Below are 23,396 nucleotides of genomic sequence, written 5' to 3'. Positions count from 1 at the left end.
GGGAAACGGCGACCCCGGACCCCGGAGCGCCCGGTGAAAGCGCGGAAACGGTCATCATATGCGTACCAGAACGCCCAAGACAGTGCCTCGGCGCCCAAATGATGCTCTCAAGCCCCGTTCTTCAGGGTGTCCAAGTCGCGCATGAACTGCCAGATGTTCTCGACCGGATTGAGCTCTGGCGAGTGGGGTGGCAGCGGCAGGATGGTGATGTTCCCTGGCACGACGAGGGCCGGGGCAAGATGCCAGCCGGCCCTGTCGCCAGCTGGATCGAGGATTACAACGAAACCACCCGCATTCAGGGCTCCGAATGCGCTCGCCCCGCAAGTTCATCGCCGCTCAAGCCGTAACCGCCTAGTGTCCGGCGAAACGGGGCAGGACCACACCCGCTACGACCGGCTGGCGACCAACTATCTCGCAGCCATTGCCGTTCTTTTCATCGTCATCGCATGGACCTGAATTGAGCCTCCAACCCAGGGCTGACTGGTAGAATAGGTCCGGCTCCACGCCGGTGTGCTTCGATGGGTTGAGCCACCGCGCCGCGCTCATGACGCGCGGGGCCGGATGGCTCAGTTCTCGATGGGACCACGTCGTCGTGGCGAACGTCGCGCAGACGAGCCGCCGTATCAGGGGCGGGTTGCTTCGGGCTGGGCTTCCAGCCTCTGCGTCACAACTACTTGGAGATGCTGCGCCCTGTCGTTCGTCGCAGCGCGGGCGATGGTCGGAAACCAGTGCGGGCACTCGTCCGATCTCCGCTCGCGCCTTGTTTGCGACCAGGAACGCGGCAGGGGGCGGGTCATGGCCCGCCGCCTGGTCCCGCGTGGACGCGTGCTCAGTCGAAGAGGAAGTTCGAGGCGCCGAAGTCGTCCAGCGTCGCGTTCAGGATCGTCACTTCGCCGGCGACGCCATCGTTGTCGTCATCATCATCGTCGTCGTCATCATCGTTGTCATCGTCGCCGCGAAGCGTGAAGACGACGTCGTCGCCGCGCTGAACCGCGTTCCGGAGGGCTTCGTCGAGGGAGTTGAAACCATCGAAATCCAGGCGGTCGGCGCCGAAATCGAAGTCCTCGATGATGTCCGAGCCTTCGCCATCGTCGTCGAATTCGAAGACATCGGCGCCCGCTCCGCCGACCAGCACATCGTCGCCCGAGCCGCCGTCGATCCTGTCGTTGCCCGTGCCGCCGACGACACGGTCATCGCCCGAGCCGCCATCGAGGTCGTCGTCGCCGGCGCCGCCGAAGATCCGGTCGTCGCCGCTGTCCCCGTCGATCTCGTCGCGTCCCGTGCCGCCGGAGAGACGATCCCGGCCGGAGCCGCCGTCGATCTCATCGTTCCCGCCGCTGCCGAAGATACGATCGTCGCCGGAATCGCCGTCGACCTCGTCATGGCCGGTGCCGGCGTTGATCAGATCGTCGCCGCCGTCGCCGTCGATATCGTCGTTGTGCCGACCACCGTACAGTCGGTCGTTTCCGCCGAAACCATCGATGCGGTCATTGCCGTTGAATCCATAGATATCATCGGCCGAACTCGTCCCGCGGAGCGTGTTGTTACCGCTGTTGCCATCGATGCGCATGCCTGTGCTCCTTGTGTTTCGATGCGGCCTTTATGCAGGTGCGACCTGACGCCGCGCTGACCGAATCGGTCAGGATTCCGTCAGGAACGTCGCCGTTCCGCCGAACGAGCTGGAACGCGGACGCGAAATGTCAAAAAGCCGGACAGTCTGGCAAAGCGCGAACGTCGCGAACTTCCCAATATCGGGGCAATCGAAAGGAGGACGGGCCGATGACATGTTCCTTGCAAGGCGGCACACCCAGAGTGGCCATCAATGCCGGCGGCGGAACTGGGCACGCCGGCGCTTTCCGGAGATCCCGACTGACGAGCGGGCCAGCGTCGCCTGCGACGTGGGGCGCGAGCCCGTGGGGGGGCTTCAGCATCGTTCCCGGACTCCGCTCCGATGTCACGCTCATCCTCGCAAGCCGGTTCCCGAGGCTCTTGCGACATCTGATCAACGTCATCGCGCGCGACGCCCGGGCGGCGACGAGGTGCGACGGCGCCACCATAGCGGCGGAGTAGGACCCATGAAACGCACGGATATCGAGTTCACCTCAGGCGGCCTCACCTGCCGCGGCTGGCACTATCGCGCCGCGGGCGCCGCGCCGCGGCCCTGTGTCGTCATGGCGCACGGCCTCGCTGCGGTGAAGAAAATGGGGCTCGACCGCTACGCCGAGCGTTACGCCGCCGAGGGCTACGACGTGGTGGTATTCGACTACCGTCACTTCGGCGCCAGCGACGGCGTGCCGCGGCGGCTGATCGACATCCGTCGCCAGCTCGACGACTACCACGCGGCGATCGCCTTCGCCCGGGCGCTGCCGGACGCCGATGGGCTGATCGTGATCTGGGGTTCCTCGCTTTCGGGCGGCCACGTGATGGCAATCGCCGTCGAGGATGCGAGCCTGGCCGCGGTGATCTCGCAGGGGCCGCACACCGATGCGATCGCCTCGTCCTTCGCCGGTGGCATCGCGCATGGCATGCGGCTCAGCCTGCACGCCATCTGGGACCTGGCCGGCAGCCTCGTCGGCCGGGCGCCGCACCGGGTGCCCGCGGTCGGCTCGCCGGGCGAGCTGTCGATAATGAACGCGCCGGAGGCGATCGAATATCTCGAGCTGGTTCCCGCTGGCGAGACGTTCGAAGGCGACGTTCCGGCGCGGTTCCTGCCGCGGCTCTCGACCTATTCGCCGGGTCGTCGGCTCCTTCGTGCGAAGGCGCCGACGCTGGTCCAGGTCGCGCTGCGTGACCAGACGACGCCGCCGAACGCCGCCATCGCCGCCGCCAAGGCGGCCCCGGCGGCGACGCTCAATACCTGCGACACGGGGCATTTCGCGCTCTATGTCGGGGACGACTTCGAACGGTTCGTCGCCGACCAGCTCGCCTTCCTGAAGGAACGTCTCGGCTGAACGCTCCCGACGGGCCGCGGGCGGCCCGCGACGGTGATCGCCGGGCACAGCCGCCGAGCATGGATGTCCCTGCCGCGCCGCTGGCTGGCCGGCGAGAAGGTCATCGCGATCGGCACCGACGCCGCTCGCGCGATCCAGCTCGGCTCCGGGGCCCGCGGGGCCACCGGGGGCGGGGCAACCGGTGCCCGGCCCGGCTCATGGAGGCGCCATCGGTCCGGCGGGCGCGGCGTCCTCGTAGCGATAGGCCAGCGGGGCCTTGCCGTACCAGCGCTGGAAGGCGCGGCTGAAGATGCTCTGCTCCGAATAGCCGAGTGCCAGGGAGACCTCGCCCAGCGGCAGGCGGGTGTTCGTGACGAGCGACAGCGCCCGGGTCCGGCGCCAGACATCGACCAGATCGCGGAAGGTCAGCCCCTCCCGCTTCAACCGTCGCTGCAGGCTGCGCGGCTCGAGCCGCAGCGACTGCGCCACGCTTTCGAGCGTACAGCCTCCGAACTCCATCTGCCGCGCGATCTCGAAGCGAGCCTCGTCGCTCGCACGGCCCGCGACCTCGCGTCGGGCCGTCGTCAGGTAGCGCTCGATCAGCGCGTGATAGGCCACATCGCTCCGCTCGATCGGCCGGTCGAGCGCGGAGCGGTCGAAATAGAGCGCGTTGCGCTCCGATCCGAAGCGGACCGGGCAGCGAAAGGTGCTCTCGGCGGTGCCGCGCACCTCCGCCGCGTCGTGGCTGAACAGGACTTCGACGAGGTCGACACGCCCGGTCCCGGCCTGTTCCAGCACGTTGCGCGCCACCCCGACCGAGGCGAAGCTGTACTGCCGGGTGCCGGACGGAACCGGCTGCACCTCGATCGTCAGCGCGGCGGTGTCGCCTTCCTCCTCCAGCGTCGCGACGATGGCGTTGCTGTGGATGATCAGGTTCGCCGTCATGGAGGTCAGCGCCTCGCGCAGGTCGGAGGACATGCGGGTGACGAGCGCGACCGGACCAAGCATGTCGAGGTGCTGGAAGGGCGCCATGCGAAGCCCGAGGTCCGGCATGTCCCAGTCCAGGGCGCATTGCTCGAACAGGGCGCATATCGCCGCGAATTCGACGCGTTCCTCCGGTTTTCGCAAGAGATCGGTGCGAAGCCCGATCTTGCGCATCACCGGCGCGAGATCCGCCCCCGCCTCGGCTGCGAGATCCCGCAGTCCTCTCAAGCTGCTCGCCCGGTTGAAATAGCGTGCCACTGGCCTTCCTCCGGGTTGACTGTCCCGAACCTTGGCCGCGGCGGGCAGTCGCGGTCAACTCCGCGAAGCGCGAATGCTGTCGCGCCGTCCGGCAAGCCTCGTGTCGGTCGGCATCGATCGGTCTCGCGAGAGTTTCGGGTTCGGGAGGAGGGGACGCATGCGCCTCCGTGGGACCGCGCCGGGTCGCGCCCCGGATGAAACTCGCATGGCCGGCCGCGCACCGACCTTCGCGAGACGGCTTCGGGAAACGCGCCGGGGCTCAGAATGAGCTCAGAATGAATAGCCTACGAAGAAACTCAGAGCGACGGCCTTGTTGTCATCGAATCTGGATGCGACGCCGTTCTCGGACACTTCCGCGTCGCCGAGCCAGTAGTAGGCCGCGCCCGCGGTCAGCGCGAGTCCGCTGTCGAAGGTGTAAGTTCCTCCGGCGCCGAGCGAGGTGTAGCCGTCGTAGGGTCGCAGCGCGCTCTGAACCTCGTTCTCCGACGGAAGATACGTCATCTCGATGGCTCCGGCGAAGTTCGGTGTCAGCTGCCGGGCAAGACCGATCCTGTAGAGGAAGCTGTCGGAATCATCCTCCGCGAGCGGCGCGCCGGCGACCTCCGCGAGCAGCGCCGGCGCGATGGTCCAGCCCGACCAGTCAACCCAGCGCACCGAGCCGTAGAGCAGCGTCGTCTCGTCGATGCCGGTCTGGAAGTCGAGGTTGACCGATCGCGGCATGGTGATGTCCGTTGTCAACCCGCGCCGGACTCCGCGCGCGATCGTCTCGACGCTGTCGAGGTCGTAGTCGATCTTGGAACTGTAGGTCAGCGCGACGCTCAGCGCCGTTTCGGGGATCTCGTAGGCGCCGCCGACGACATAGCCGAGCCCCCATTCGTAATCGCCGCTCCAGTGATATCCGATATCGCCGAATGCCGGCCCGTCGAGCGAGACATCGGCTCCGAACCGCCCGGCGCGCAGCCCGCCGTGGAGGCTCCAGTTCTCGTCGAGCTTGTATCGGAGCAGGCCGGTCAGCTCCATCGTGGTGGTGTCGGCCGTCGTGCCCGCGTAGGCGAAGTCGCCGGAACAGCCGACGTTGACACCCCAGGGCCGGTCGAAGATCAGCGCGGCCGACCATTTCTCCCCGAGATCGGTCTTGAAGCCGCCGGTCGCGAACGGATAATCGCCATAGACATACGGCTGTCCGTGCCGGTCTGGTCGGCACCAGTGAGGGTCGGACGCCAGTTCGTGTAGCCGATCTCCGCGTAGGTGCCGTCGCGGAACATGAGCGTCACGGGCTGGCCCGACAGATCGATGCCATCAGCGAGGGCGGGTACCGGACCAAACAGGGCCGCGGTGCCGAGAAGGATGCGTTTCATGAGGTTGCGCTCTTGTCGTGCCAATGCAACGGACGCGGCTCGCCGCGGCGCCTGACGGGCGCCCGCGGCTGCTCCGGTGCTGCGCGGGAAGGAGGAGCGGGCCCCGAGAGGGACCGCGGGGCGCCGGGGTGTCTCGGCCGGATCTTACGCCTGGCTCAGCCGGCCGGTTCGGCGATTGCGAGGCTCGCGCGCCGTGCGATCCCGGGCGCCGCCGAGGCATCGGGAACGTCGAGGAAATCGGGCCGGGCGAACGCGGGGTCCGGGTAGGTATAGAACCCCTCACCGCCGAGCCTCCTCGAGAGACCCTTGTCGAGGTAGTTCTCCCTGATGAAGGCGGCGTTCTTCCTCAACTGCGCGTCGTCATTGACCTCGCCCCAGTAGACGGACACGTCGTGGGCGGTCTTCACGCCGATGACGTCGATCCAGCCGAACGGCCCCATCCCCGCGCCCCGGTTCGCGACAAGGAAGGTCCGGTCCACGTCCTCCGGCGTCGCCACACCATTCGATACCAGCGCCAGCGAGGCGTTGAGCATCGGAACGAGCCAGGAGTTCAGCAGGTAGCCGTTCCGCTCCTTCTGGACCGCGACGGGGACCTGGCCGATCTCGATCGCGAAATGCGCCACGGCTTCGAGTGTCGCCTGCGAAGTGCCGGCATGCGCCATGATCTCGACGATGTTGAACGACCAGATCTGGTTTGCGAAGTGCAGGGCGCAGTACTTCTCCGGCCGTCCCGTCAGCGCGGCGAAATCGCGTGGCAGCGGCGTCGAGGAATTGGTCGCGATGATGGTGCGCGCCGGCAGCGACCGCGCCAGTTCGGCATAGACCCCGGCCTTGATCTCCGGGATCTCCGGCACCGACTCGATGACGATATCGGCCTCGCTCACGGCATCCGCCAGGTCGCGACCGAAGCTCAGGCGGGCGCGGGTTTCCGCGATCTCCGCGTCGCTGGCCCCGAGGACCGTCCGGTAGATCGCGGCATAGCCGTCGTGCGCGGCTCGACACCTCCCGATCGCGTCTTCCGAAGGGTCGTAGACGGTCACGGTCTTGCCGCGATGCGCGCTGTGCCAGGCGATCTGCCCGCCGAGGACGCCGCCGCCGAGCACGGTCAGGCGATCGAGATCGCTGTCGGACATTGGGCTTCCTCCGGTTGTGATCGGTGGATGTTGCCGGAGGGTCCGGGGTGCGCGCGCCATCTGCTTGGCGTTGCGCGACAGGACGGGCGCCTGGCGGGGAGTCCGGGTCTCGCAGGCGGGCGCCGCCGCCGCCCGTCCGGTGGAGCCCCGCCGCTTTCGGGGCCGCGAACAACCTTGCCGCGCAACGCGGCCGATCAACTCTCCGCTGTTGGTCCGCGAGTCAGAAAGGCCCCAACGCATCCGGCAACATTGTGATTCACAATCTGTTTCTGGCCTGGACTCCCGTCGGCGCCACGCGACGACGTGCTTGCCGACGGGGGCCCAAGACGATAGGAGGCGATTTCCGACGATTCGCTCGTCAGCGCCAGGGGGGCCGCCAATGACCGATGCGACCAGGATCAGGTCCGTGCTCGCGGACGCCTACGACCTCAGCCCGTCAATCGAGAAAGCCGAGTCCACGCGGGACATCCACGCCCGGATGGCGCGGGTGGTGCCCTTCGCCGACTGGGCATTCCATGCGCCTTACGTGATCGAGATCGAGCGGCTGAAGCGCGAGAAGAACGCGGTCGTCCTCGCCCATAACTACATGACGCCCGAGATCTATCACGGGATCGGCGATATCGTCGGCGACAGCCTGCAGCTCGCCATCGCCGCGACCGAGGTCGAGGCCGATGTGATCGTCCAGTGCGGTGTGCATTTCATGGCCGAGACCTCGAAGATCCTGAACCCGGCCAAGACCGTGCTGATCCCCGATTACGACGCCGGCTGCTCGCTCGCCTCCTCGATCACCGCCGAGGGCGTCGCCGAGATGCGCCGCCGCTATCCGGGCGCGCCGGTCGTCTCCTATGTCAACACCACCGCCGAGGTGAAGGCCGCGTCGGATGTCTGCTGTACCTCCGCGAACGCGGTCAAGATCGTCGAGGCGATGGAGGGCGATACCGTCATCATGACGCCCGACCAGTATCTCGCGCGTAACGTCGCGGCGCAGACCTCGAAGCGCATCGTCTGGTGGGAAGGCTCCTGCATCGTGCACGAGCTCTATACCGCCTCCGATCTCCGTGCCTATCGCGCCCAGGACCCGGAGATGAAGATCATCGCCCATCCGGAATGCACGCCCGAGGTGGTGGCGGAGGCCGATTTCACCGGCTCCACGGGGGGTATCATCGACTGGGTGAGCCGGGAGCGCCCGGCGAAGGCGATGCTGGTCACCGAATGCTCGATGGCCTCCAACATCGCCGATGCGCTGCCGGATGTCGATTTCGCCCGGCCCTGCAACATGTGCCCCTACATGAAGATGATCACGCTCGAGAAGGTGCTCTACGCGCTCCACACGGGCGAGGGCGAGGTCACGGTCGATCCCGCCGTCAGCGCGGGCGCGCGGCGCGCCGTCGAGCGGATGATCGAGATCAGCCGCCGTCCAGCCAAGGCGGCCTGATCGCGACATGAACGCGGCATGAAGTCCGGGACTCCCGTGAGCGCGACGGATCGCGTGGTGATCGTCGGCGCGGGGCTCGCCGCGCTGTACGCGGCCCTAAGCCTCGCGCCCCGTCCGGTGCTGGTGATCTCTCCCAAGCCGCTCGGCGAGGGTGCCAGTTCGGCCTTCGCNTCGCCGCGCTGTACGCGGCCCTAAGCCTCGCGCCCCGTCCGGTGCTGGTGATCTCTCCCAAGCCGCTCGGCGAGGGTGCCAGTTCGGCCTTCGCCCAGGGCGGTGTCGCCGCGGCCGCGGGGCCGGATGACAGCCCGGCGCGCCATGCCGCCGACACGATCCGCGCCGGCGCCGGCACCGTCGATCAGCGCGTCGCCGAGCAGGTGACGGCGGAGGCGCTCGAACACGTGCTCGCGCTGGCCGAACGCGGCGCGCCTTTCGACCGGACCGGCGCCGGCGGCTTCGTGCTCTCGCGCGAGGCGGCGCATGACCGGGCGCGGGTCGTGCGGGTCAAGGGCGATGGCGCGGGGCGGGCGATCATGACGGCGCTCATTGGCGCGGTGCGCGCCACGCCCTCGGTCCAGGCGCTCGAAGGGGTGATCGCGACGGGACTCGAGGTCGGTGGCGGCCGGGTGACCGGGCTCCGCCTCGCCGCGGCCGACGGGCAGTCCGGCGAGGGCGTGCTCCTCGCCCCGGCCGTGCTGCTCGCGACGGGCGGGGCCGGCGGGCTCTATGCGCGGACCACCAATCCGGGCTCGATCCGCGGCCAGGGACTCGGGATCGCCGCGCTCGCGGGCGCGGCGGTGGCCGATGCCGAATTCGTGCAGTTCCACCCCACGGCGATCGATTGCGATGCCGATCCGCTGCCGCTCGCGACCGAGGCGCTTCGGGGCGAGGGCGCGGTGCTGGTCAACGCGGGCGGCGAGCGGTTCATGACGGCGGTCCATCCCGACGCCGAGCTCGCGCCCCGCGACGTCGTCGCGCGCGCGGTCTTCGCCGAATGGCGCGCCGGCCGGCGGCCGATGCTCGACACCCGCGCCGCGATCGGCACGGCGATCGACACGCGGTTTCCGACCGTCGCGGGAAGCTGCCGCGCGCTCGGGATCGACCCGGCGCTGGAGCCGATCCCGGTGACCGCGGCCGCGCATTACCATATGGGCGGCATCGCGGTCAGCGAGGCGGGGCGGAGCAGCCTGCCGGGCCTATGGGCGATCGGCGAGGTCAGCTGCACCGGGCTTCATGGCGCGAACCGGCTGGCCTCCAACGGGTTGCTGGAGGCGCTCGTCTATGGCCGGAGCGCGGCGCATGACATCGCGATGGCGCTGGGCGCCTCCGGCGCGGCACCCGAGCTCGCCTTCACGCCCCCGCCGGGCGACGTCGCACCGCCGGAGGATGCGGTGGCACGGCTCCGGCGGATCATGACCGAGGAGGTCGGCGTGACCCGGTCCGGAGAGGGGCTGCGCGCCGCGCTGCGCGGGATCGCGGAACTGGAGGCGCGCACGGACTCGCCGGTCTTCCGTGCGATGACGGCGGCGGCGACGCTGATCGCCGGCGCCGCGCTCGCGCGCGAGGAATCGCGCGGGGGGCACTACCGGACGGATTTCCCGGACGCGGACCCGAAACGGGCGCTCCGGTCGCGCATGACGCTCGCCGGCGCCGAGCGCATTCGCGCCGGGGCGATGGGAGAGGTCACGGCATGAGCGCGCTCAGCTTGCCCGACGTGTTGCTCGAACCCCTGGTACGCGCCGCGCTCGCCGAGGATCTCGGGCCCTGGGGCGATGTCACGACACGGGCGGTGATCCCCGCCGGCACTCGCTATGCCGCGCGGATCAACGCGCGCGAGCCGGGCGTGGTCTCGGGGATGGCGCTGGCGCGGATCGCCTTCCGGCTGGTCGATCCGGCGCTGGAGCTTCGGACGCTCCGGGCGGATGGCGATGCCTGCGAACCCGGCGACACGCTGATGGAAATCTCCGGCGACGCGGCTTCGATCCTCTCGGCGGAACGCGTGGCGCTCAATTTCGCCGGGCGGCTCTCGGGTATCGCCACGATGACGGCGGCTTTCGCCCGGGCCGCGGCGCCCGCGAAGGTGACCTGCACGCGCAAGACCACGCCGGGGCTGCGTCTGGTCGAGAAGGCGGCGGTGGCGCATGGCGGCGGGTCGAGCCACCGGTTCGGGCTCTCGGACGCGATCCTGATCAAGGACAACCACATCGCCGCCGCGGGCGGGGTGCGCGCGGCGCTGACGGCGGCGCGGGCGGCGGCCTCGCACATGACGCGGGTGGAGATCGAGGTCGACCGGCTCGACCAGCTCGCCGAGGTGCTGGCGGTCGGCGGCGCCGAGGTGGTGCTGCTCGACAACATGGATACCGCGACGCTCGGCCAGGCCGTCGCGATGGTCGCGGGCAACCTGATCACCGAGGCGTCGGGCAACATGACGCTCGCCCGGCTCCCGGAAGTCGCCGCGACCGGCGTCGACTACATCTCCTGCGGCGCGCTCACCCATTCCGCCCGGGTGCTCGATCTCGGGCTCGATTTCTAGGGGCCGGGGGATCCCTGGACCTGAGGATCTCTGGACCAGAGGGCCTCAGGGCCGGCGCAGCACCAGCATCTTCGAGGTCATGACCTGCGCCGGCTCGTCGTTCTGGTTCAGCGTCTCGGTCCGCACGGTGACGAACCCCCGGTCGGGTTTCGAGCGGGAGGGGTGGATCGCCTCGATGGTCACGACGGCGCGCAGCACATCCCCGGGACGCGTCGGCCGGGGCCAGGCGACCTCCACCTCGGCGCCGATCAGCCCGCTCGCGATCGGAAGCGTGCCATCGACCAGCATCCGCATCGTGAGCCCGGCGACATGCCAGCCGCTCGCGGCGAGTCCCCGGAAGAACGATCCCTCCGCAGCCCCCTCATCGAGGTGGAACGGCTGCGGGTCGAACTGGGCGGCGAAGGCCTTGATCGCCTCCGCCGTCAGTTCGACCGGCGCGCTTTCGAACCGCTGCCCGACGGAGAGATCCTCGAGATAGACCTTCTCACCTTCACTCATCTCGCTCACTCCCATTCGATCGTGCCCGGCGGCTTTGATGTATAGTCATAGGTGACCCGGTTTATCCCCTTGACCTCGTTGATGATCCGCGTCGCGGTCTCGCCGAGGAACGTGTGCTCGAACGGATAGTAATCCGCCGTCATCCCGTCGACGCTGGTCACTGCCCGGAGCGCGCAGACATAGTCGTAGGTGCGCCCGTCGCCCATCACGCCGACCGTGCGGACCGGGAGCAGCACCGCGAAGGCCTGCCAGATCTGGTCGTAGAGCCCGTGCCGGCGGATCTGGTCGAGATAGACCGCGTCGGCCTTGCGCAGGATCTCGAGCTTGTCGCGGGTGATCCCGCCGGGGCAGCGGATCGCGAGGCCGGGGCCGGGGAAGGGGTGGCGGCCGACGAAGCTCTCCGGCAGACCGAGCTCGCGGCCGAGCGCGCGCACCTCGTCCTTGAAGAGCTCGCGCAGGGGCTCGACCAGCTTCAGGTCCATCCGCTCGGGCAGTCCACCGACATTGTGGTGGCTCTTGATCGTGACGCTCGGGCCGCCGGTGAAGCTCACGCTCTCGATCACATCCGGGTAGAGCGTACCCTGGGCGAGGAATTTCGCATTGCCGACCTCCTTCGCGTGTTTCTCGAACACTTCGATGAAGAGCCGGCCGATGGTCTTGCGCTTGGTCTCCGGGTCCGCCTCGCCTTCGAGCGCGTCGATGAAGAGGTCGCTCTCGTCGGCGTGAATGAGCGGGATGTTGTAGTGGTCGCGGAAGAGCGAGACGACCTCCTCCGCCTCGCCCATACGCATGAGGCCGGTATCGACGAAGACGCAGGTCAGCTGGTCGCCGATCGCCTCGTGGATCAGGACGGCGGCGACGGAGGAATCGACGCCGCCCGAGAGGCCGCAGATCACCTTGGCATCGCCGACCTGGGCGCGGATCGCCTCGATCGCCTGTTCCTTGTAGGCGGCCATGGTCCAGTCGCCAGTGAAGCCCGCGAGATCGGTGAAGTTCTTCAGGATGCGCGCGCCATTGACCGTGTGATGCACCTCCGGATGGAACTGCACCGCGTAGAAATGCCGGGCCGGGTCGCTCGTGATCGCGAAGGGCGCGTTCGGGCTCTCGCCGATCACCGAGAAGCCGGGGGCGAGCGCGGTCACGCGGTCGCCGTGGCTCATCCAGACCTCCTCGCGGCCGGTGGCGAAGAGCCCGGTGAAGAGCGGGTCATGCGTCTCGGTCGGCGTCACATAGGCGCGCCCGAATTCGGCGTGGTGCCCGGCTTCGACCTTGCCGCCGAGCTGTTCCATCATCAGCTGCTGGCCGTAGCAGATGCCGAGCACCGGGACGCCGAGCGTGAAGACTTCGGGGGTGGCGCGCGGGCTCGCCTCCTCGGTCACGCTCGCCGGGCCGCCGGAGAGGATCACCGCCCGGGGCCCGAATTCCGCGAGGAACGCCGCGTCGACCTTCTGGAACGGATGGATCTCGCAATAGATCCGCGCCTCGCGCAGCCGGCGGGCGATGAGCTGCGTCACCTGGCTGCCGAAATCGACGATGAGAAGGCGCTGATGCTCGGGCGCCGCCGGGGCGATCGGTGTGTCTGTCATGGGCGAGGCTTAATTCCGCCGTCTACGCTCCGCAAGGGCGACGCGGGAGTGAGTCTCCCAGCCGATCCGCTTCGCGCGCGATCCAGGCGCGCACCTCCGCCGGGTCCTTCGCGCGGTAGCCGGCGGCGCTCTCGCCGTCTCCGACCCAGACGCCGACGCCGCCAAGGCCGAGCGCCGCGACGATCGCATCCTCGTCCGTCGTGTCGTCGCCGATCATCACCGTCCGGCGCCCGGCGAAGGGCGCGCGCGCGGCGAGGGCGGCGAGGGCGCGGCCCTTGTTGGCGATCGCGGGCTTCACCTCGACGACCATGTGCCCGGCCTGGGCCACGTGATCCTCCGACCGCTCGGCTTCCGCCTTCGCCGCCGCGATCAGCGTCTCTCCCGCCTCGGGCGCGGCGCGGTAGTGGATCGCCATGATCGGCCCCTTGACCTCGACCCTCGCGCCGGGAAACTCGGCGACCCGGGCTTCGAGCCGGGCAAGGATGTCGGCCACCGGGCCGCCCGGCGTCGGTGGCGGGATCTCGCCCGGCGCCGCGACTTCGAGCCCGTGGCCTCCGGCCCGCCAGACCCCGCGCGGGGTCCGCCGGTCGAGATCGCGGATGTCGCGGCCGCTCAGCATGGCGAGCGCGCCTCCGAGCGCTTCGGCGAGCCGGATCAGCGCCGCCTCGGTCCCGGCGTCGAGCCGCACGGCGTCGGGATCGTCGCGCAGTTCGGCCAGGGTGCCGTCGAAATCGAGAAACAGCGCGTCGCCGGGTCCGAGTTCGAGCTCGCCGAGATCGCGGCTCACGCGCGTTCCTCCAGCGCCTTCAGGAAGCTCACGCGCCACCAGGCGATGTCCTTCTCGCGCACGCCGGTGATGAGCGCGTTCCAGCGCTCCTTGCGCTCGTCGATCGGCATCAGGAGCCCGCGTTCGATCGCATCGGCCATGCCCGCGATGTCATGCGGGTTGACGAGCAGCGCATCGGGCATCTGCTCCGCCGCCCCGGCGAAGCCCGAGAGGATGAGCACGCCCGGGTCCTCCGGATCCTGCGCCGCGACGAATTCCTTCGCGACCAGGTTCATGCCGTCATAGAGCGGCGTGACGAGGGCCACCCGGGCGATCCGGTAGAGCCCGGCCAGAGCCTCGCGCGGGTAGCCGCGTGCGAGATAGCGGATCGGCACCCAGTCGAGATCGCCGTGATCGGCGTTGATTCGGCCCGCGAGCCCGTCGAGCTCGGCCCGGAGCGCCTGATAGGCATCGACGGATTCGCGCGACGGCGGCGCGATCTGCAGGAAGCTCACCGTGCCGCGCATCCCCGGCGACTCGTCGAGCATGCGGCCGAAGGCGGCCATCCGCTGCGGCAGGCCCTTGGAATAGTCCATCCGGTCGACGCCGAAGACCAGCGCGCGGTTCTCGATCATCCGCCCCAGCCGCTCGGCGGCCGATCGGCCCTCCGGCGAGACCGCGAGGCGGGCGAAATCCTCGGGATCGATCCCGATCGAGAAGGTCTCCGCCCGCAGGACGCGGTCGAAGACGCGGATCGTGCCGTCTTCCCGCTGAACGCCGCCGCAATGTTCGAGGAGGTAGCGCCGGAAGTTCGCCGTGTCGCGGTCGGTCTGGAAACCCACCAGATCGAAGGCCGCGAGGCCGCGCGCCAGCCGCTGATGCTGGGGCAGGGCGGTGAAGACCTCCGGGGCCGGGAAGGGGATATGGAGGAAGAACCCCATCAGCCCGTCCCAGCCGCTGGCGCGCATCTCCGCGCCCATCAGCATGAAATGGTAGTCGTGGATCCAGACCACGTCCTCCGGCCGGGTCAGCTGTGCGAGCAGGCGGCCGAAACGGCGGTTCACGGTCTCGTAGGCGGCGAAATCCTCCTCGTCGAAATGCGCGAGGTCGGTCCGGTAATGGAAGACCGGCCAGAGCGCGCGGTTCGAATAGCCGAGATAGAACCCGTCATGCTCGGCCTGGGTGAGATCGGCGAGGGCGAAATCGATGGCGCCATCGGCGAAGAGGCGGACGCCGCGGGTCTCGCGCTCCACGACCTCGCCGGACCAGCCGAACCAGACGCCTCCGCCGCGTTCGTTGAGCGCGTCGGACAGGGCGACGGCCAGTCCGCCGGCCCGCGGCTCTCCCGGAGCGGCGGTCCGGTTCGATGCGATGATAAGTCTGCGTGACATCGCCTGCGAACAAACAGCATCGCCGCGCCGAAGGCAAGGCGAGCCCCGGTGAACTTCGTGTATCGAGCACCGCGTCCCGACGGCCCGTCCCGGACCCGCCGTCGCGCACCCGCCGTCGCGCACCCGCCGTCGCGAAGGTGGCGGCCCCGGCGCGATTTCCGGTCCCCGACGGTCCCGCGGACCCCGCGGCCGGCGCATCTCCGACTTGCTCGTGGCGCCGCAAGCTGAAATGAAGTCGCATGGTCGAAAGCAACCTGCTGCTCATCCTTCTGATCCTGCCCTTCGCCGGCAGCGTGGTCGCCGCGACCTCGCCCGCGAACCTGCGCAACGCCGAGGTCTGGCTCTCGGCGGCGGTGAGCGCGCTTGGCCTCGGGATTCTCGTCGCACTCCACGGCGCGGTGGCGGATGGCGGCGTGGTCGAGAAGACGATCCGCTGGATGCCGTCCTTCGGCCTCGAATTCTCGCTGCGCGTCGACGGTTTCGCCTGGATCTTCCTGGTGCTGATCCTCGGCATCGGGCTGCTCGTCGTGATCTACGCGCGCTATTACCTCTCGGCGCGCGACCCGGCGCCGCGGTTCTACGCCTCGCTCCTCGCCTTCATGGGCTCGATGACCGGGCTCGTGATGTCGGGCAACCTGATCCTGCTCGTGATGTTCTGGGAACTGACGAGCCTCGTCTCGTTCCTCCTGATCGGCTACTGGCACCAGAACGCGCAGGCGCGTGACGGCGCGCGCATGTCGCTGATCGTGACAGGCGCGGGCGGGCTCTGCCTGCTCGCAGGGCTCATCATCATCGGCCATATCGTCGGCAGCTACGACCTCGACGCGGTACTCGCCTCGGGCGACAAGGTGCGGGAGGATCCCCTCTATCTCACCGCGCTGATCCTCGTCATGCTCGGCGCCTTCACGAAATCGGCGCAGGTGCCGTTCCATTTCTGGCTGCCGCATGCGATGTCGGCGCCGACGCCGGTCTCGGCCTACCTGCATTCGGCGACGATGGTGAAGGCGGGGGTCTTCCTGCTGATCCGCTTCGCCCCGGTGCTGAACGGAACCGAGGCCTGGTTCTGGGTGGTGGGCGGCGTCGGCATGGCGACGCTGCTGCTCGGGGCCTTCTTCGCCTTCTTCCAGCATGATCTGAAGGGCCTGCTCGCCTATTCGACGATCAGCCACCTCGGCCTCATCACCGCGCTCGCGGGCATCGGCACGCCGGAGGCGATCGTCGCGGCGACCTTCCACATCATCAACCACGCGGTCTTCAAGGCCTCGCTCTTCATGGCGGCGGGGATCATCGACCACGAGACCGGTACGCGCGACATGCGCAAGCTCGGCGGGCTCTGGCGGTCGATGCCGTATACCGCGACGCTCGCCATCGTCGCCTCGGCCTCGATGGCGGGGATTCCGCTGCTGAACGGATTTCTCTCCAAGGAGATGTTCTTCGCCGAGACGATCGAGGCGCATGACAATTCGATCTTCGACCGGGCGATGCCCTGGATCGCGCTGGTGTCGAGCGCGCTCGCCGTCGCCTATTCGCTGCGCTTCATCGTCTCGGTCTTCTTCGGGCCGGTGACGACCGAATGCCCGCGGACACCGCACGAGCCGCCGCACTGGATGCGGTTCCCGATCGAGATCCTCGTCACGATCTGTCTTCTCGTCGGCATCATGCCGGCGGCGACGATCGCGCCCTACCTCCATGCCGCGGTGGTCGCGGTGCTCGGCGATGCGACGCCCACTTACAGCCTGGCGCTCTGGCACGGGATCAACGCGCCACTCATCATGAGCTTGATCGCCCTCGTCGCGGGCTGCCTCATGTTCGCGCTGCTCGCCCGCCATGTCGCGCGGGCGCCGGCGGGGCCGCCGGTCATCCGCCAGCTCGAAGGCCAGCGCATCTTCGAGCGCATGCTGCTCGCGCTCTCGTGGAAGTGGATGCGTACGCTGCACCGGGTGCTCGGCACCGAGCGGCTGCAGGTTCAGCTTCGCGTCCTCGTCCTGATGGCGGCGGCGGCGGCTACGGGGACCTTCCTGCGCGACCGACCGGGCTGGGCGCCCATCTCCTTCGCGAATTTCGATCCGCTCTTCGCCTTCGTCTGGATCATTGGCGCCGCCTGCGCGGTCGGGGCGGCGTGGCAGGCCAAGTACCATCGTTTCGCCGCGCTGGTGATGCTGGGGGGTGCCGGAATCGTCACCTGCGTGACCTTCGCCTGGTTCTCGGCGCCGGATCTCTCCGTGACGCAGCTTCTCGTCGAGATCGTGACCACCGTGCTCCTGCTGCTCGGCCTGCGCTGGCTGCCGAAGCGGAACGAGGAGATCAGGGGCGACGTGGAACTCAGGGCGCGCACACGGCGCTTCGTCGATCTCCTGATCGCGGTCTTCTGTGGCGCGGGGATGGCGGCGATCTCCTACACGGTCATGTCGACCCCGCTCGACCGCGAGATCGCGACCTATTTCCTCGAACACGCCTACAGCCTCGGCGGCGGGACCAATGTCGTGAACGTGATCCTCGTCGATTTCCGCGGCTTCGACACGCTCGGCGAGATCACGGTGCTCGGTATCGTCGGGCTCACGGTCTTCGCGCTGCTCCGCCGTTTCCGCCCGGCGAAGGAGACCGCCGACGTGCCCGAGCAGCAGCGCATCCAGCTCGCTTTCGACGATGCGCAGTCGGACCGGAAGCCGGGCGCGACGCTCAGGGACTACATGTTCGTACCCTCGGTCATGATGCGCTGGATGTTCCCGGCGATCATCGTGATCGCGGCCTATCTGTTCCTGCGGGGCCACGACCTGCCGGGCGGTGGCTTCGCAGCGGGCGTCGCGCTCGCCATCGGCTTCCTGCTGCAATACCTCGGCGCGGATGCGCGCTGGATCGAGGACCGGCTGCGCATCCTGCCGATCCGCTGGATCGGCTTCGGTCTCCTGATCGCGGGGGCGACCGGGCTCGGCTCGTGGATGTTCGGCTTCCCCTTCCTCACCGCGCACGCCCGCTATCTCGACATCCCCTTCATCGGCGAGGTGCCCTTCGCGACCGCGCTCATCTTCGACTTCGGCGTCTTCACCCTCGTCGTCGGAGCGATCGTCCTCATGCTGATCGCGATCGCGCATCAGTCGCTCCGCTCGAAGCGCGGGGTGGAGGAAGATCCGAACCGGGAACTGACGGCGCCGGACGAGGATGATCCGGATCGGAAGCCCGCGGCGGCGGAGAGTGACGCCGCGGACGCCTGGCGCTCGGGGGCCTCCTGATGGAGCTCGTCCTCGCCATCGCGATCGGCGTGCTCGTCGCCTCCGGCGTCTGGCTGCTGCTCCGGCCCCGCACCTACCAGGTGATCGTCGGCCTCGCGCTGCTCGCCCACGGCGTGAACCTGTTCATCTTCTCGATGGGCCGCCTCAGGACGGGGGCGAGCCCGATCCTGAGCAAGGAAGGCGCGGTCGCCGCCGGCGCCTACGCCGATCCGGTGCCCCAGGCGCTCGTTCTGACCGCGATCGTCATCAGTTTCGCCACCACCGCGCTCTTTCTCGTCGTGCTGATCGCCTCGCGCGGCTTCACCGACACCGACCACGTCGATGGCAAGGAGACCGACTGATGCCGGCGCCGGAGCATCTCATCATCGCCCCGGTGCTCGTGCCCTTGCTCGCGGGGGCGCTGATGCTGTTCTACGAGGACCGGCAGCGCCGGGCGAAACGGGTCATCAGCTTCATCGCCGTCGTGACCATGATCGTCGTCGCGCACGATCTCCTGAACCTCGCCCGCCGGGGCGGGGAGGAGGGGACCGTCGTCGTCTACCTGCTCGGGAACTGGCCGCCGCCCTTCGCCATCGTGCTGGTGCTCGACCGGCTGGCGGCGATGATGCTGCTCCTGACCTCGGTGCTCGCGCTCGGCTCGCTCATCTTCGCCACCGCGCGCTGGGATCGCCGGGGGCAGCATTTCCACAGCCTCTTCATGTTCCTGCTGATGGGCGTGAACGGCTCCTTCCTGACCGGCGATCTCTTCAACCTCTTCGTCTTCTTCGAGGTGATGCTCGCCGCCTCCTACGGGCTCGCGCTGCATGGATCGGGGACGCTCAGGGTGCGGGTGAGCCTGCATTACATCGCGATCAACCTCGCCGCCTCGCTCCTGTTCCTGATCGGCGTCTCGCTCATCTACGGCGTGACCGGCACGCTCAACATGGCCGACCTGGCGGCGCGGCTGCCGTTGCTCGCGCAGGAGGACAAGGCGCTCCTGAAGGCGGCGGCGGCGATCCTCGGCGTGGCCTTCCTCGTCAAGGCCGCGATGTGGCCGCTCTGCTTCTGGCTGCCGATCACCTACATGGCCTCCGCGCCACCGGTCGCGGCGATGTTCGCGATCCTCTCCAAGGTGGGGATCTACGTCATCCTCCGTCTCACCGCGCTTTTCGGAAAGGGCGTGGGCGAGACGGGCGTGGGGGCGGAGATCCTCGTCATCGGCGGCTTCGCCACGGTGGTCTTCGGGACGGTGGGCGTGCTCGCTTCCCAGGGGCTCGGGCGAATGGCCGGGTCTTCCGTGCTGGTCTCCTCGGGCACGCTTCTGGCGGTGGTCGGCATCTTCGGCCTCGGCGGGGGGCCACATCTCGTCGCGGCGGGGCTCTACTATCTCGTCAACTCCACCCTCGCGATCGGCGCGCTCTTCCTGATGATCGAACTCGTAGAGCGCGACGAGGGCAGTTTCGCGACCGTTTTCGCCGTGACGGCCGAGCTCTACGGCTTCAGCGAGGACGCGGCCGACGATGACGACCCGCTCGTCGGGCCGGTGCTGCCCGGGGTCTTCACCGTGCTCTCGACCTGTTACGCCTGCGTGGCGCTGCTGATCGCCGGGCTGCCGCCGCTCGCGGGCTTCATGGCGAAATTCGCGATCCTCTCGGCGGTCTTCGATCCCGCCGGGCTCGGCGCGGGTGACGGGCCGTCGGCCATCGCCTTCGCGCTGACGGCGCTCCTGCTCGTCTCCGGGCTCGCGGCGATGATCGCGCTGGTCCGGACCGGCATCCAGACCTTCTGGGGTTTCGTGGACGAGGAGGACCGGAGCCGGGCGGCGCTTGTCGAACTCGCGCCGGTCATCGGGCTCATCGGCATCACGCTCTACATGACGGTGCAGGCGAATTCGGTCATGAGCTACATGGAGGCGACGGCGCGCTCGCTCTCCGAACCGCGGCTCTATGTCGAGACCGTGCTCGGCGCCAATCCCTATGTGATCGAGGAGCCGGACGCGGCGGTTCCGGGCGGCGATACCGTTCCGGCGCCGGAGGGCACGACGCCATGATGCGCCATCTGCCCCATCCGATCCTGACGGCTGCCGTGATAGGCATGTGGATTCTGCTGAACCAACCCTCGCTCGGCCACCTGCTGCTCGGCGGCCTCGTCGGCATCATCGCCGGCAAGGCGATGTCCGCGCTCCGCCCGCCGAAGGTCCGGCCGCGGAAATGGTGGCTGATGCCGGTGCTGGCTGGGCGCGTGCTCTACGACGTGGCCGAGTCGAATGTCGTCGTCGCGAGGCAGATCCTGTCCGGCGCCGGGCCGCGCGCGCCGGGGTTCGTCGAGATCCGCCTGCGGCTCCGCGATCCCTTCGCGCTGGCGATCCTCGCCACGATCGTGACCAGCATGCCGGGCTCCGCCTGGGTGAAATACGATCGCGCCAGCAGCCGGCTGCTCCTGCACGCGCTCGACCTCGGCGAAGGGCCCGATCTGGCCGTGGTCGTGCGCGAGAGATACGAGTCGCTTCTCCTGGAGATCTTCCAATGACCGGAACCATCCTGTTCTATTCCGTCGTCGTGGCGCAGATCGCGCTGGTCGCCGCCATGGCCTGCGCGGTGATCCGGATGATGATCGGCCCGCGGGCGCAGGACCGGGTGCTGGCCTTCGACGCGGTCTCGGTCTGCACGATGCTGATCTTCCTCACCCAGGGGATGAAGACCGGCAATGTCTTCTTCTTCGAGGGCGCGCTCGTCATCTCGGGGCTCGCCTTCGTCGCGACCGTCGCGCTGGCGAAATTCCTGATGCGCGGGGAGGTGATCGAATGAGAGCGCATTTCGACGCCCTGCCGCCGGCCGTCGCGCTGATCATCGCGGCCCTTCTCGTCACGGGCGCGGCGCTGACCTTCATCGGCGCCCTTGGCCTGCTGAGGCTCCCGACCTTCTACGAGCGCATGCACGCGCCCACGCTCGGGACCAGCGGCGGGACGGCGGGGATCGTGATCGCCTCCATGCTGCTCTTCTCGGTGATGCAGGGCCGCCTCGCGGTGCACGAAATCCTGATCGGCACCTTCGTCACGGTCACGACCCCGGTCACGCTCATGCTGCTCGGCCGCGCGGCGCTCTACCGCGACCGGAGCGAAGGCCGCGTCGGTCCATCGGAGGCGGACGAGCCCGAGAAGTGACCCGCCTCGCCGCCGATGGAGGCGCGCGCTTCGGGATTCGTGAAAAGGCCGGCGCAAATCGCTAAGACTGATGGCGGGCGTGGCCTATCCTTCGCGCACAACAAATCCGAGGGGAGGTATCGATGACATACCGCGCTTTCACCGCTGGCCTGGTCGCCACGCTTCTCGCCGGCGCGCCCGGCTGGGCCCAGGAGCCCGAGTCCTGTGCGAGCCCCCGTTTCTCCGACGTGGGCTGGACCGATATCTCGGCGACCACGGCGGTCGCGGGTCTGATCCTCGAGAACCTCGGCTACGAGCCGCGGGTCGATATCCTCTCGGTCGCCGTGACCTACGAGGCCCTGCCGCGCGGCGATATCGACATCTTCCTCGGCAACTGGATGCCGTTGCAGGAGCCGACGCAGAAGCCGCTGGTCGAGGAGGGCAAGATCGAGGTGCCGCGCACCAATCTCGAAGGCGCGATCATCGGCCTCGCCGTGCCGAAGGCGACCTATGACGCCGGGCTCAAGACCTACGCCGATATCGCCAAGTTCGCCGAGGAGATCGACGGCAAGATCTACGGCATCGAGGCGGGCAGCAGCGCCAATGCGACGATCCTCGAGATGATCCAGAGCGACAAGTTCGGGCTCAAGGACTTCCAGCTCGTCGAATCGAGCGAACAGGCGATGCTCGCCCAGGTGCGGCGCGCGGCGCGGTCCGAGACGCCGATCGTCTTCTTCGGCTGGCGGCCGCATCCGATGAACGTCAACATCGAGATGGAGTATCTCACCGATGGTGACGATGTCTTCGGGCCGAACGACGGCGCGGCCACGGTGCTGACCAACACGCGGCCGGGTTACGTCACGGACTGCCCGAATGTGGGCAAGCTCCTCTCCAACCTCGTCTTCTCGGTCGAATCCGAGGATCTGATGATGAGCTACATCCTCGACGAGGGGATGGACGCGCCCGCGGCGGCGGAGAAATGGCTCACGGACAACGCGGACGTGCTCGACGCCTGGCTCGACGGCGTGACCACGCGCGAGGGTGAACCCGGCGCGGCGGCGGTGCGTCAGGGGCTCGGGCTCTGACCCGTGCCTCGGCCCGGGTTCCGACCCGGGCTCTGGGCCGCCTTGCGCGCGGCCGAGGGCGGCAGACCGTATTCGCGCCGGAAGGCGCGTGACAGCGCCGCGATCGAGGAAAACCCCGCGCGCTCGGCGATCTCGGCCATGGAAAGCCGGGTATCGAGCACCAGCCGCCGCGCCGCCTTCAGGCGCAGCGCGAGATAGTAGGCGCCGGGCGAGGCGCCGACCGTGCTCCGGAACAGCGTCTCGATCGTCCGGGTCGAGACGCCGCCGCGCCGCGCGATCGCACTGATCGGCAGCGGCGCGTCGAGATGCGCCTCCATGACGCGGATCGCCGCCGCGACCCGCGGCTCGCGATCCCTGAGCCGGCCGAGCGAGACCAGGGGCTGCGCCGCGCTCGCCGCCTGGGTCTCGTCATAGACATAGAGGCTCGCGACATCGAGCGCGGTCGAGAAGCCCTGCCGCGCCCGGATGAGCGCCAGCATGAGATCGAGCGCCGGCATCGCGCCCCCCGCGGTCAACATGGGGCCGTCGATCACCCAGCGGTCCGGCCGGACATCGGCGAGCGGAAACCGCGCGGCGAAATCCTCGAGATCCTCCCAATGCGTCGTCGCCGCGCGCCCGTCGAGCAGCCCCGCGAGCCCGAGCACCCAGGCGCCGGCCTCGAAGCCCCCGGTCATCGTGGCGTTGCGCGCGCCCATCCGCACCGCCGCCAGCGCCGCCCGTGTCGCATGGGTGAAGACGTTGAAGGCGGCGAGCACGATCAGGAGGTCGCGCCGCCGGCCGGGCTCGAACCGCCCGTCGACCGGGATCGGCAGGCCGCTCGTCGTGACCGGCGCCGCGCCGTCGAGCGAGACGATCTCCCAGCGATAGAGCTCGCGCCCCGCGACACGGTTGGCCGCGCGCATCGGATCGAGCGTGGCCGCGAGCGTCATGAGCGGACTGTCCGGGAAGACCAGCAGCGTGATCGTGAGCGGGCTGTCCGAGGGATCGAAGATCATCGCATTCGCATTCGGTCAAAACGGCTTCGCTCGGGATCAAATGCCCGCGCGGGCGGCACGTCAAGTTTCCCCCCGTATCGCGTTTCGCCGAGGACC

The 23,396-nt window shown here is 68.8% G+C and carries 21 protein-coding genes and 2 pseudogenes; 12 read left to right on the top strand and 11 right to left on the bottom strand.

What is annotated here, in order from left to right; genetic code table 11:
- Positions 1-134 precede the first annotated feature (134 nt).
- A pseudogene (locus ACLJK8_RS10280) lies at positions 135-257 on the bottom strand (transposase); the annotation flags it as partial.
- Here ACLJK8_RS10280 and ACLJK8_RS10275 point away from each other — a divergent pair.
- Positions 255-355: pseudogene (locus tag ACLJK8_RS10275) on the top strand (integrase core domain-containing protein); the annotation flags it as partial. The pseudogenes ACLJK8_RS10280 and ACLJK8_RS10275 sit on opposite strands and share 3 nt — an antisense overlap.
- A gap of 474 nt (positions 356-829) precedes the next feature.
- Here the strand turns inward: ACLJK8_RS10275 and ACLJK8_RS10270 are convergent.
- Entirely contained in the window at positions 830-1,570 is a 741-nt protein-coding gene (locus ACLJK8_RS10270; RefSeq protein WP_413150135.1) for a calcium-binding protein, read from the bottom strand.
- A 505-nt stretch (positions 1,571-2,075) separates the two neighbouring features.
- On the opposite strand from ACLJK8_RS10270, the gene ACLJK8_RS10265 reads away from it, so the two are divergent.
- Entirely contained in the window at positions 2,076-2,951 is an 876-nt protein-coding gene (locus ACLJK8_RS10265) for an alpha/beta hydrolase (RefSeq protein ID WP_413150134.1), read from the top strand.
- A gap of 195 nt (positions 2,952-3,146) precedes the next feature.
- Here the strand turns inward: ACLJK8_RS10265 and ACLJK8_RS10260 are convergent, their stop codons facing one another.
- The 4 genes from ACLJK8_RS10260 to ACLJK8_RS10245 all read right to left on the bottom strand — a co-directional run bounded on the left by ACLJK8_RS10260 (position 3,147) and on the right by ACLJK8_RS10245 (position 6,663).
- Positions 3,147-4,172 (bottom strand): AraC family transcriptional regulator ligand-binding domain-containing protein, encoded by a 1,026-nt coding sequence (locus tag ACLJK8_RS10260; RefSeq protein WP_413150133.1) that lies wholly within the window; start codon positions 4,170-4,172, stop codon positions 3,147-3,149.
- 270 nt (positions 4,173-4,442) lie between these two features.
- Entirely contained in the window at positions 4,443-5,273 is an 831-nt protein-coding gene (locus tag ACLJK8_RS10255; protein WP_413150141.1) for an OmpP1/FadL family transporter, read from the bottom strand.
- Positions 5,273-5,530 (bottom strand): hypothetical protein, encoded by a 258-nt coding sequence (locus ACLJK8_RS10250; RefSeq protein WP_413150132.1) that lies wholly within the window; start codon positions 5,528-5,530, stop codon positions 5,273-5,275. The genes ACLJK8_RS10255 and ACLJK8_RS10250 overlap by 1 nt, the downstream gene beginning before the upstream one ends.
- A gap of 155 nt (positions 5,531-5,685) precedes the next feature.
- Positions 5,686-6,663: a 3-hydroxyacyl-CoA dehydrogenase gene (locus tag ACLJK8_RS10245; protein WP_413150131.1), complete on the bottom strand. Its 978-nt coding sequence runs from the start codon at positions 6,661-6,663 to the stop codon at positions 5,686-5,688.
- A 379-nt stretch (positions 6,664-7,042) separates the two neighbouring features.
- On the opposite strand from ACLJK8_RS10245, the gene nadA reads away from it, so the two are divergent.
- The 3 genes from nadA (at position 7,043) to nadC (ending at position 10,628) form a co-directional block, all read left to right on the top strand.
- On the top strand, positions 7,043-8,098 hold the full coding sequence (nadA, locus tag ACLJK8_RS10240) for a quinolinate synthase NadA (RefSeq protein ID WP_413150129.1): 1,056 nt from the start codon (positions 7,043-7,045) through the stop codon (positions 8,096-8,098).
- A gap of 218 nt (positions 8,099-8,316) precedes the next feature.
- Positions 8,317-9,789, top strand: a complete 1,473-nt coding sequence (locus tag ACLJK8_RS10235) for an L-aspartate oxidase (protein ID WP_413150128.1) — start codon at positions 8,317-8,319, stop codon at positions 9,787-9,789.
- Positions 9,786-10,628, top strand: a complete 843-nt coding sequence (gene nadC / locus ACLJK8_RS10230; RefSeq protein ID WP_413150127.1) for a carboxylating nicotinate-nucleotide diphosphorylase — start codon at positions 9,786-9,788, stop codon at positions 10,626-10,628. Before ACLJK8_RS10235 ends, nadC begins: the two co-directional genes overlap by 4 nt.
- A gap of 45 nt (positions 10,629-10,673) precedes the next feature.
- On the opposite strand, the gene ACLJK8_RS10225 is transcribed toward nadC, so the two are convergent.
- The 4 genes from ACLJK8_RS10225 to ACLJK8_RS10210 are packed head-to-tail and all read right to left on the bottom strand — an operon-like array spanning position 10,674 to position 14,869.
- Entirely contained in the window at positions 10,674-11,126 is a 453-nt protein-coding gene (locus tag ACLJK8_RS10225; protein ID WP_413150125.1) for a MaoC family dehydratase, read from the bottom strand.
- Between the two features lie 5 nt (positions 11,127-11,131).
- Positions 11,132-12,712, bottom strand: coding sequence for a glutamine-hydrolyzing GMP synthase (guaA, locus tag ACLJK8_RS10220; protein ID WP_413150123.1), 1,581 nt, complete (start codon positions 12,710-12,712; stop codon positions 11,132-11,134).
- A gap of 22 nt (positions 12,713-12,734) precedes the next feature.
- Entirely contained in the window at positions 12,735-13,499 is a 765-nt protein-coding gene (otsB, locus tag ACLJK8_RS10215) for a trehalose-phosphatase (RefSeq protein WP_413150122.1), read from the bottom strand.
- Positions 13,496-14,869, bottom strand: a complete 1,374-nt coding sequence (locus ACLJK8_RS10210) for an alpha,alpha-trehalose-phosphate synthase (UDP-forming) (protein WP_413150121.1) — start codon at positions 14,867-14,869, stop codon at positions 13,496-13,498. The genes otsB and ACLJK8_RS10210 overlap by 4 nt, the downstream gene beginning before the upstream one ends.
- 239 nt (positions 14,870-15,108) lie before the next feature.
- On the opposite strand from ACLJK8_RS10210, the gene ACLJK8_RS10205 reads away from it, so the two are divergent.
- From ACLJK8_RS10205 to choX, 7 genes are all read left to right on the top strand, one after another.
- A complete protein-coding gene (locus ACLJK8_RS10205; protein ID WP_413150120.1) occupies positions 15,109-18,099 on the top strand; it encodes a monovalent cation/H+ antiporter subunit A in 2,991 nt (996 codons plus the stop codon).
- Positions 18,099-18,440 (top strand): Na+/H+ antiporter subunit C, encoded by a 342-nt coding sequence (locus tag ACLJK8_RS10200; RefSeq protein WP_413150119.1) that lies wholly within the window; start codon positions 18,099-18,101, stop codon positions 18,438-18,440. The genes ACLJK8_RS10205 and ACLJK8_RS10200 overlap by 1 nt, the downstream gene beginning before the upstream one ends.
- Entirely contained in the window at positions 18,440-20,128 is a 1,689-nt protein-coding gene (locus tag ACLJK8_RS10195; protein WP_413150118.1) for a monovalent cation/H+ antiporter subunit D, read from the top strand. Before ACLJK8_RS10200 ends, ACLJK8_RS10195 begins: the two co-directional genes overlap by 1 nt.
- Positions 20,125-20,607: a Na+/H+ antiporter subunit E gene (locus tag ACLJK8_RS10190; RefSeq protein WP_413150117.1), complete on the top strand. Its 483-nt coding sequence runs from the start codon at positions 20,125-20,127 to the stop codon at positions 20,605-20,607. The genes ACLJK8_RS10195 and ACLJK8_RS10190 overlap by 4 nt, the downstream gene beginning before the upstream one ends.
- Positions 20,604-20,885, top strand: coding sequence for a K+/H+ antiporter subunit F (locus tag ACLJK8_RS10185; protein ID WP_413150115.1), 282 nt, complete (start codon positions 20,604-20,606; stop codon positions 20,883-20,885). Before ACLJK8_RS10190 ends, ACLJK8_RS10185 begins: the two co-directional genes overlap by 4 nt.
- Positions 20,882-21,241, top strand: coding sequence for a monovalent cation/H(+) antiporter subunit G (gene mnhG / locus ACLJK8_RS10180; protein WP_413150114.1), 360 nt, complete (start codon positions 20,882-20,884; stop codon positions 21,239-21,241). Before ACLJK8_RS10185 ends, mnhG begins: the two co-directional genes overlap by 4 nt.
- A gap of 122 nt (positions 21,242-21,363) precedes the next feature.
- On the top strand, positions 21,364-22,305 hold the full coding sequence (gene choX / locus ACLJK8_RS10175) for a choline ABC transporter substrate-binding protein (RefSeq protein WP_413150113.1): 942 nt from the start codon (positions 21,364-21,366) through the stop codon (positions 22,303-22,305).
- Here choX and ACLJK8_RS10170 read toward each other — a convergent pair.
- Positions 22,287-23,300, bottom strand: coding sequence for a GlxA family transcriptional regulator (locus tag ACLJK8_RS10170; RefSeq protein ID WP_413150111.1), 1,014 nt, complete (start codon positions 23,298-23,300; stop codon positions 22,287-22,289). The genes choX and ACLJK8_RS10170 overlap by 19 nt on opposite strands.
- Between the last annotated feature and the right edge of the window lie 96 nt (positions 23,301-23,396).

It is taken from the genome of Amaricoccus sp. W119, from assembly GCF_047275745.1.
Taxonomy (GTDB): domain Bacteria; phylum Pseudomonadota; class Alphaproteobacteria; order Rhodobacterales; family Rhodobacteraceae; genus Amaricoccus.
Note: the sequence above shows the minus strand (reverse complement) of the source record. Positions and strands in the feature narration are given on the sequence as shown.

Bases quoted from the DNA above. Each gene is read 5' to 3' on its own strand.
- ACLJK8_RS10225 (WP_413150125.1), bottom strand. From the start codon at position 11,126: ATGAGTGAAGGTGAGAAGGTCTATCTCGAGGATCTCTCCGTCGGGCAG.
- ACLJK8_RS10170 (WP_413150111.1), bottom strand. From the start codon at position 23,300: ATGATCTTCGATCCCTCGGACAGCCCGCTCACGATCACGCTGCTGGTC.
- ACLJK8_RS10210 (WP_413150121.1), bottom strand. From the start codon at position 14,869: ATGTCACGCAGACTTATCATCGCATCGAACCGGACCGCCGCTCCGGGA.
- ACLJK8_RS10185 (WP_413150115.1), top strand. From the start codon at position 20,604: ATGACCGGAACCATCCTGTTCTATTCCGTCGTCGTGGCGCAGATCGCG.
- guaA (WP_413150123.1), bottom strand. From the start codon at position 12,712: ATGACAGACACACCGATCGCCCCGGCGGCGCCCGAGCATCAGCGCCTT.
- ACLJK8_RS10195 (WP_413150118.1), top strand. From the start codon at position 18,440: ATGCCGGCGCCGGAGCATCTCATCATCGCCCCGGTGCTCGTGCCCTTG.
- ACLJK8_RS10190 (WP_413150117.1), top strand. From the start codon at position 20,125: ATGATGCGCCATCTGCCCCATCCGATCCTGACGGCTGCCGTGATAGGC.
- ACLJK8_RS10245 (WP_413150131.1), bottom strand. From the start codon at position 6,663: ATGTCCGACAGCGATCTCGATCGCCTGACCGTGCTCGGCGGCGGCGTC.
- nadC (WP_413150127.1), top strand. From the start codon at position 9,786: ATGAGCGCGCTCAGCTTGCCCGACGTGTTGCTCGAACCCCTGGTACGC.
- ACLJK8_RS10250 (WP_413150132.1), bottom strand. From the start codon at position 5,530: ATGAAACGCATCCTTCTCGGCACCGCGGCCCTGTTTGGTCCGGTACCC.
- ACLJK8_RS10265 (WP_413150134.1), top strand. From the start codon at position 2,076: ATGAAACGCACGGATATCGAGTTCACCTCAGGCGGCCTCACCTGCCGC.
- ACLJK8_RS10200 (WP_413150119.1), top strand. From the start codon at position 18,099: ATGGAGCTCGTCCTCGCCATCGCGATCGGCGTGCTCGTCGCCTCCGGC.
- ACLJK8_RS10270 (WP_413150135.1), bottom strand. From the start codon at position 1,570: ATGCGCATCGATGGCAACAGCGGTAACAACACGCTCCGCGGGACGAGT.
- mnhG (WP_413150114.1), top strand. From the start codon at position 20,882: ATGAGAGCGCATTTCGACGCCCTGCCGCCGGCCGTCGCGCTGATCATC.
- nadA (WP_413150129.1), top strand. From the start codon at position 7,043: ATGACCGATGCGACCAGGATCAGGTCCGTGCTCGCGGACGCCTACGAC.
- ACLJK8_RS10205 (WP_413150120.1), top strand. From the start codon at position 15,109: ATGGTCGAAAGCAACCTGCTGCTCATCCTTCTGATCCTGCCCTTCGCC.
- choX (WP_413150113.1), top strand. From the start codon at position 21,364: ATGACATACCGCGCTTTCACCGCTGGCCTGGTCGCCACGCTTCTCGCC.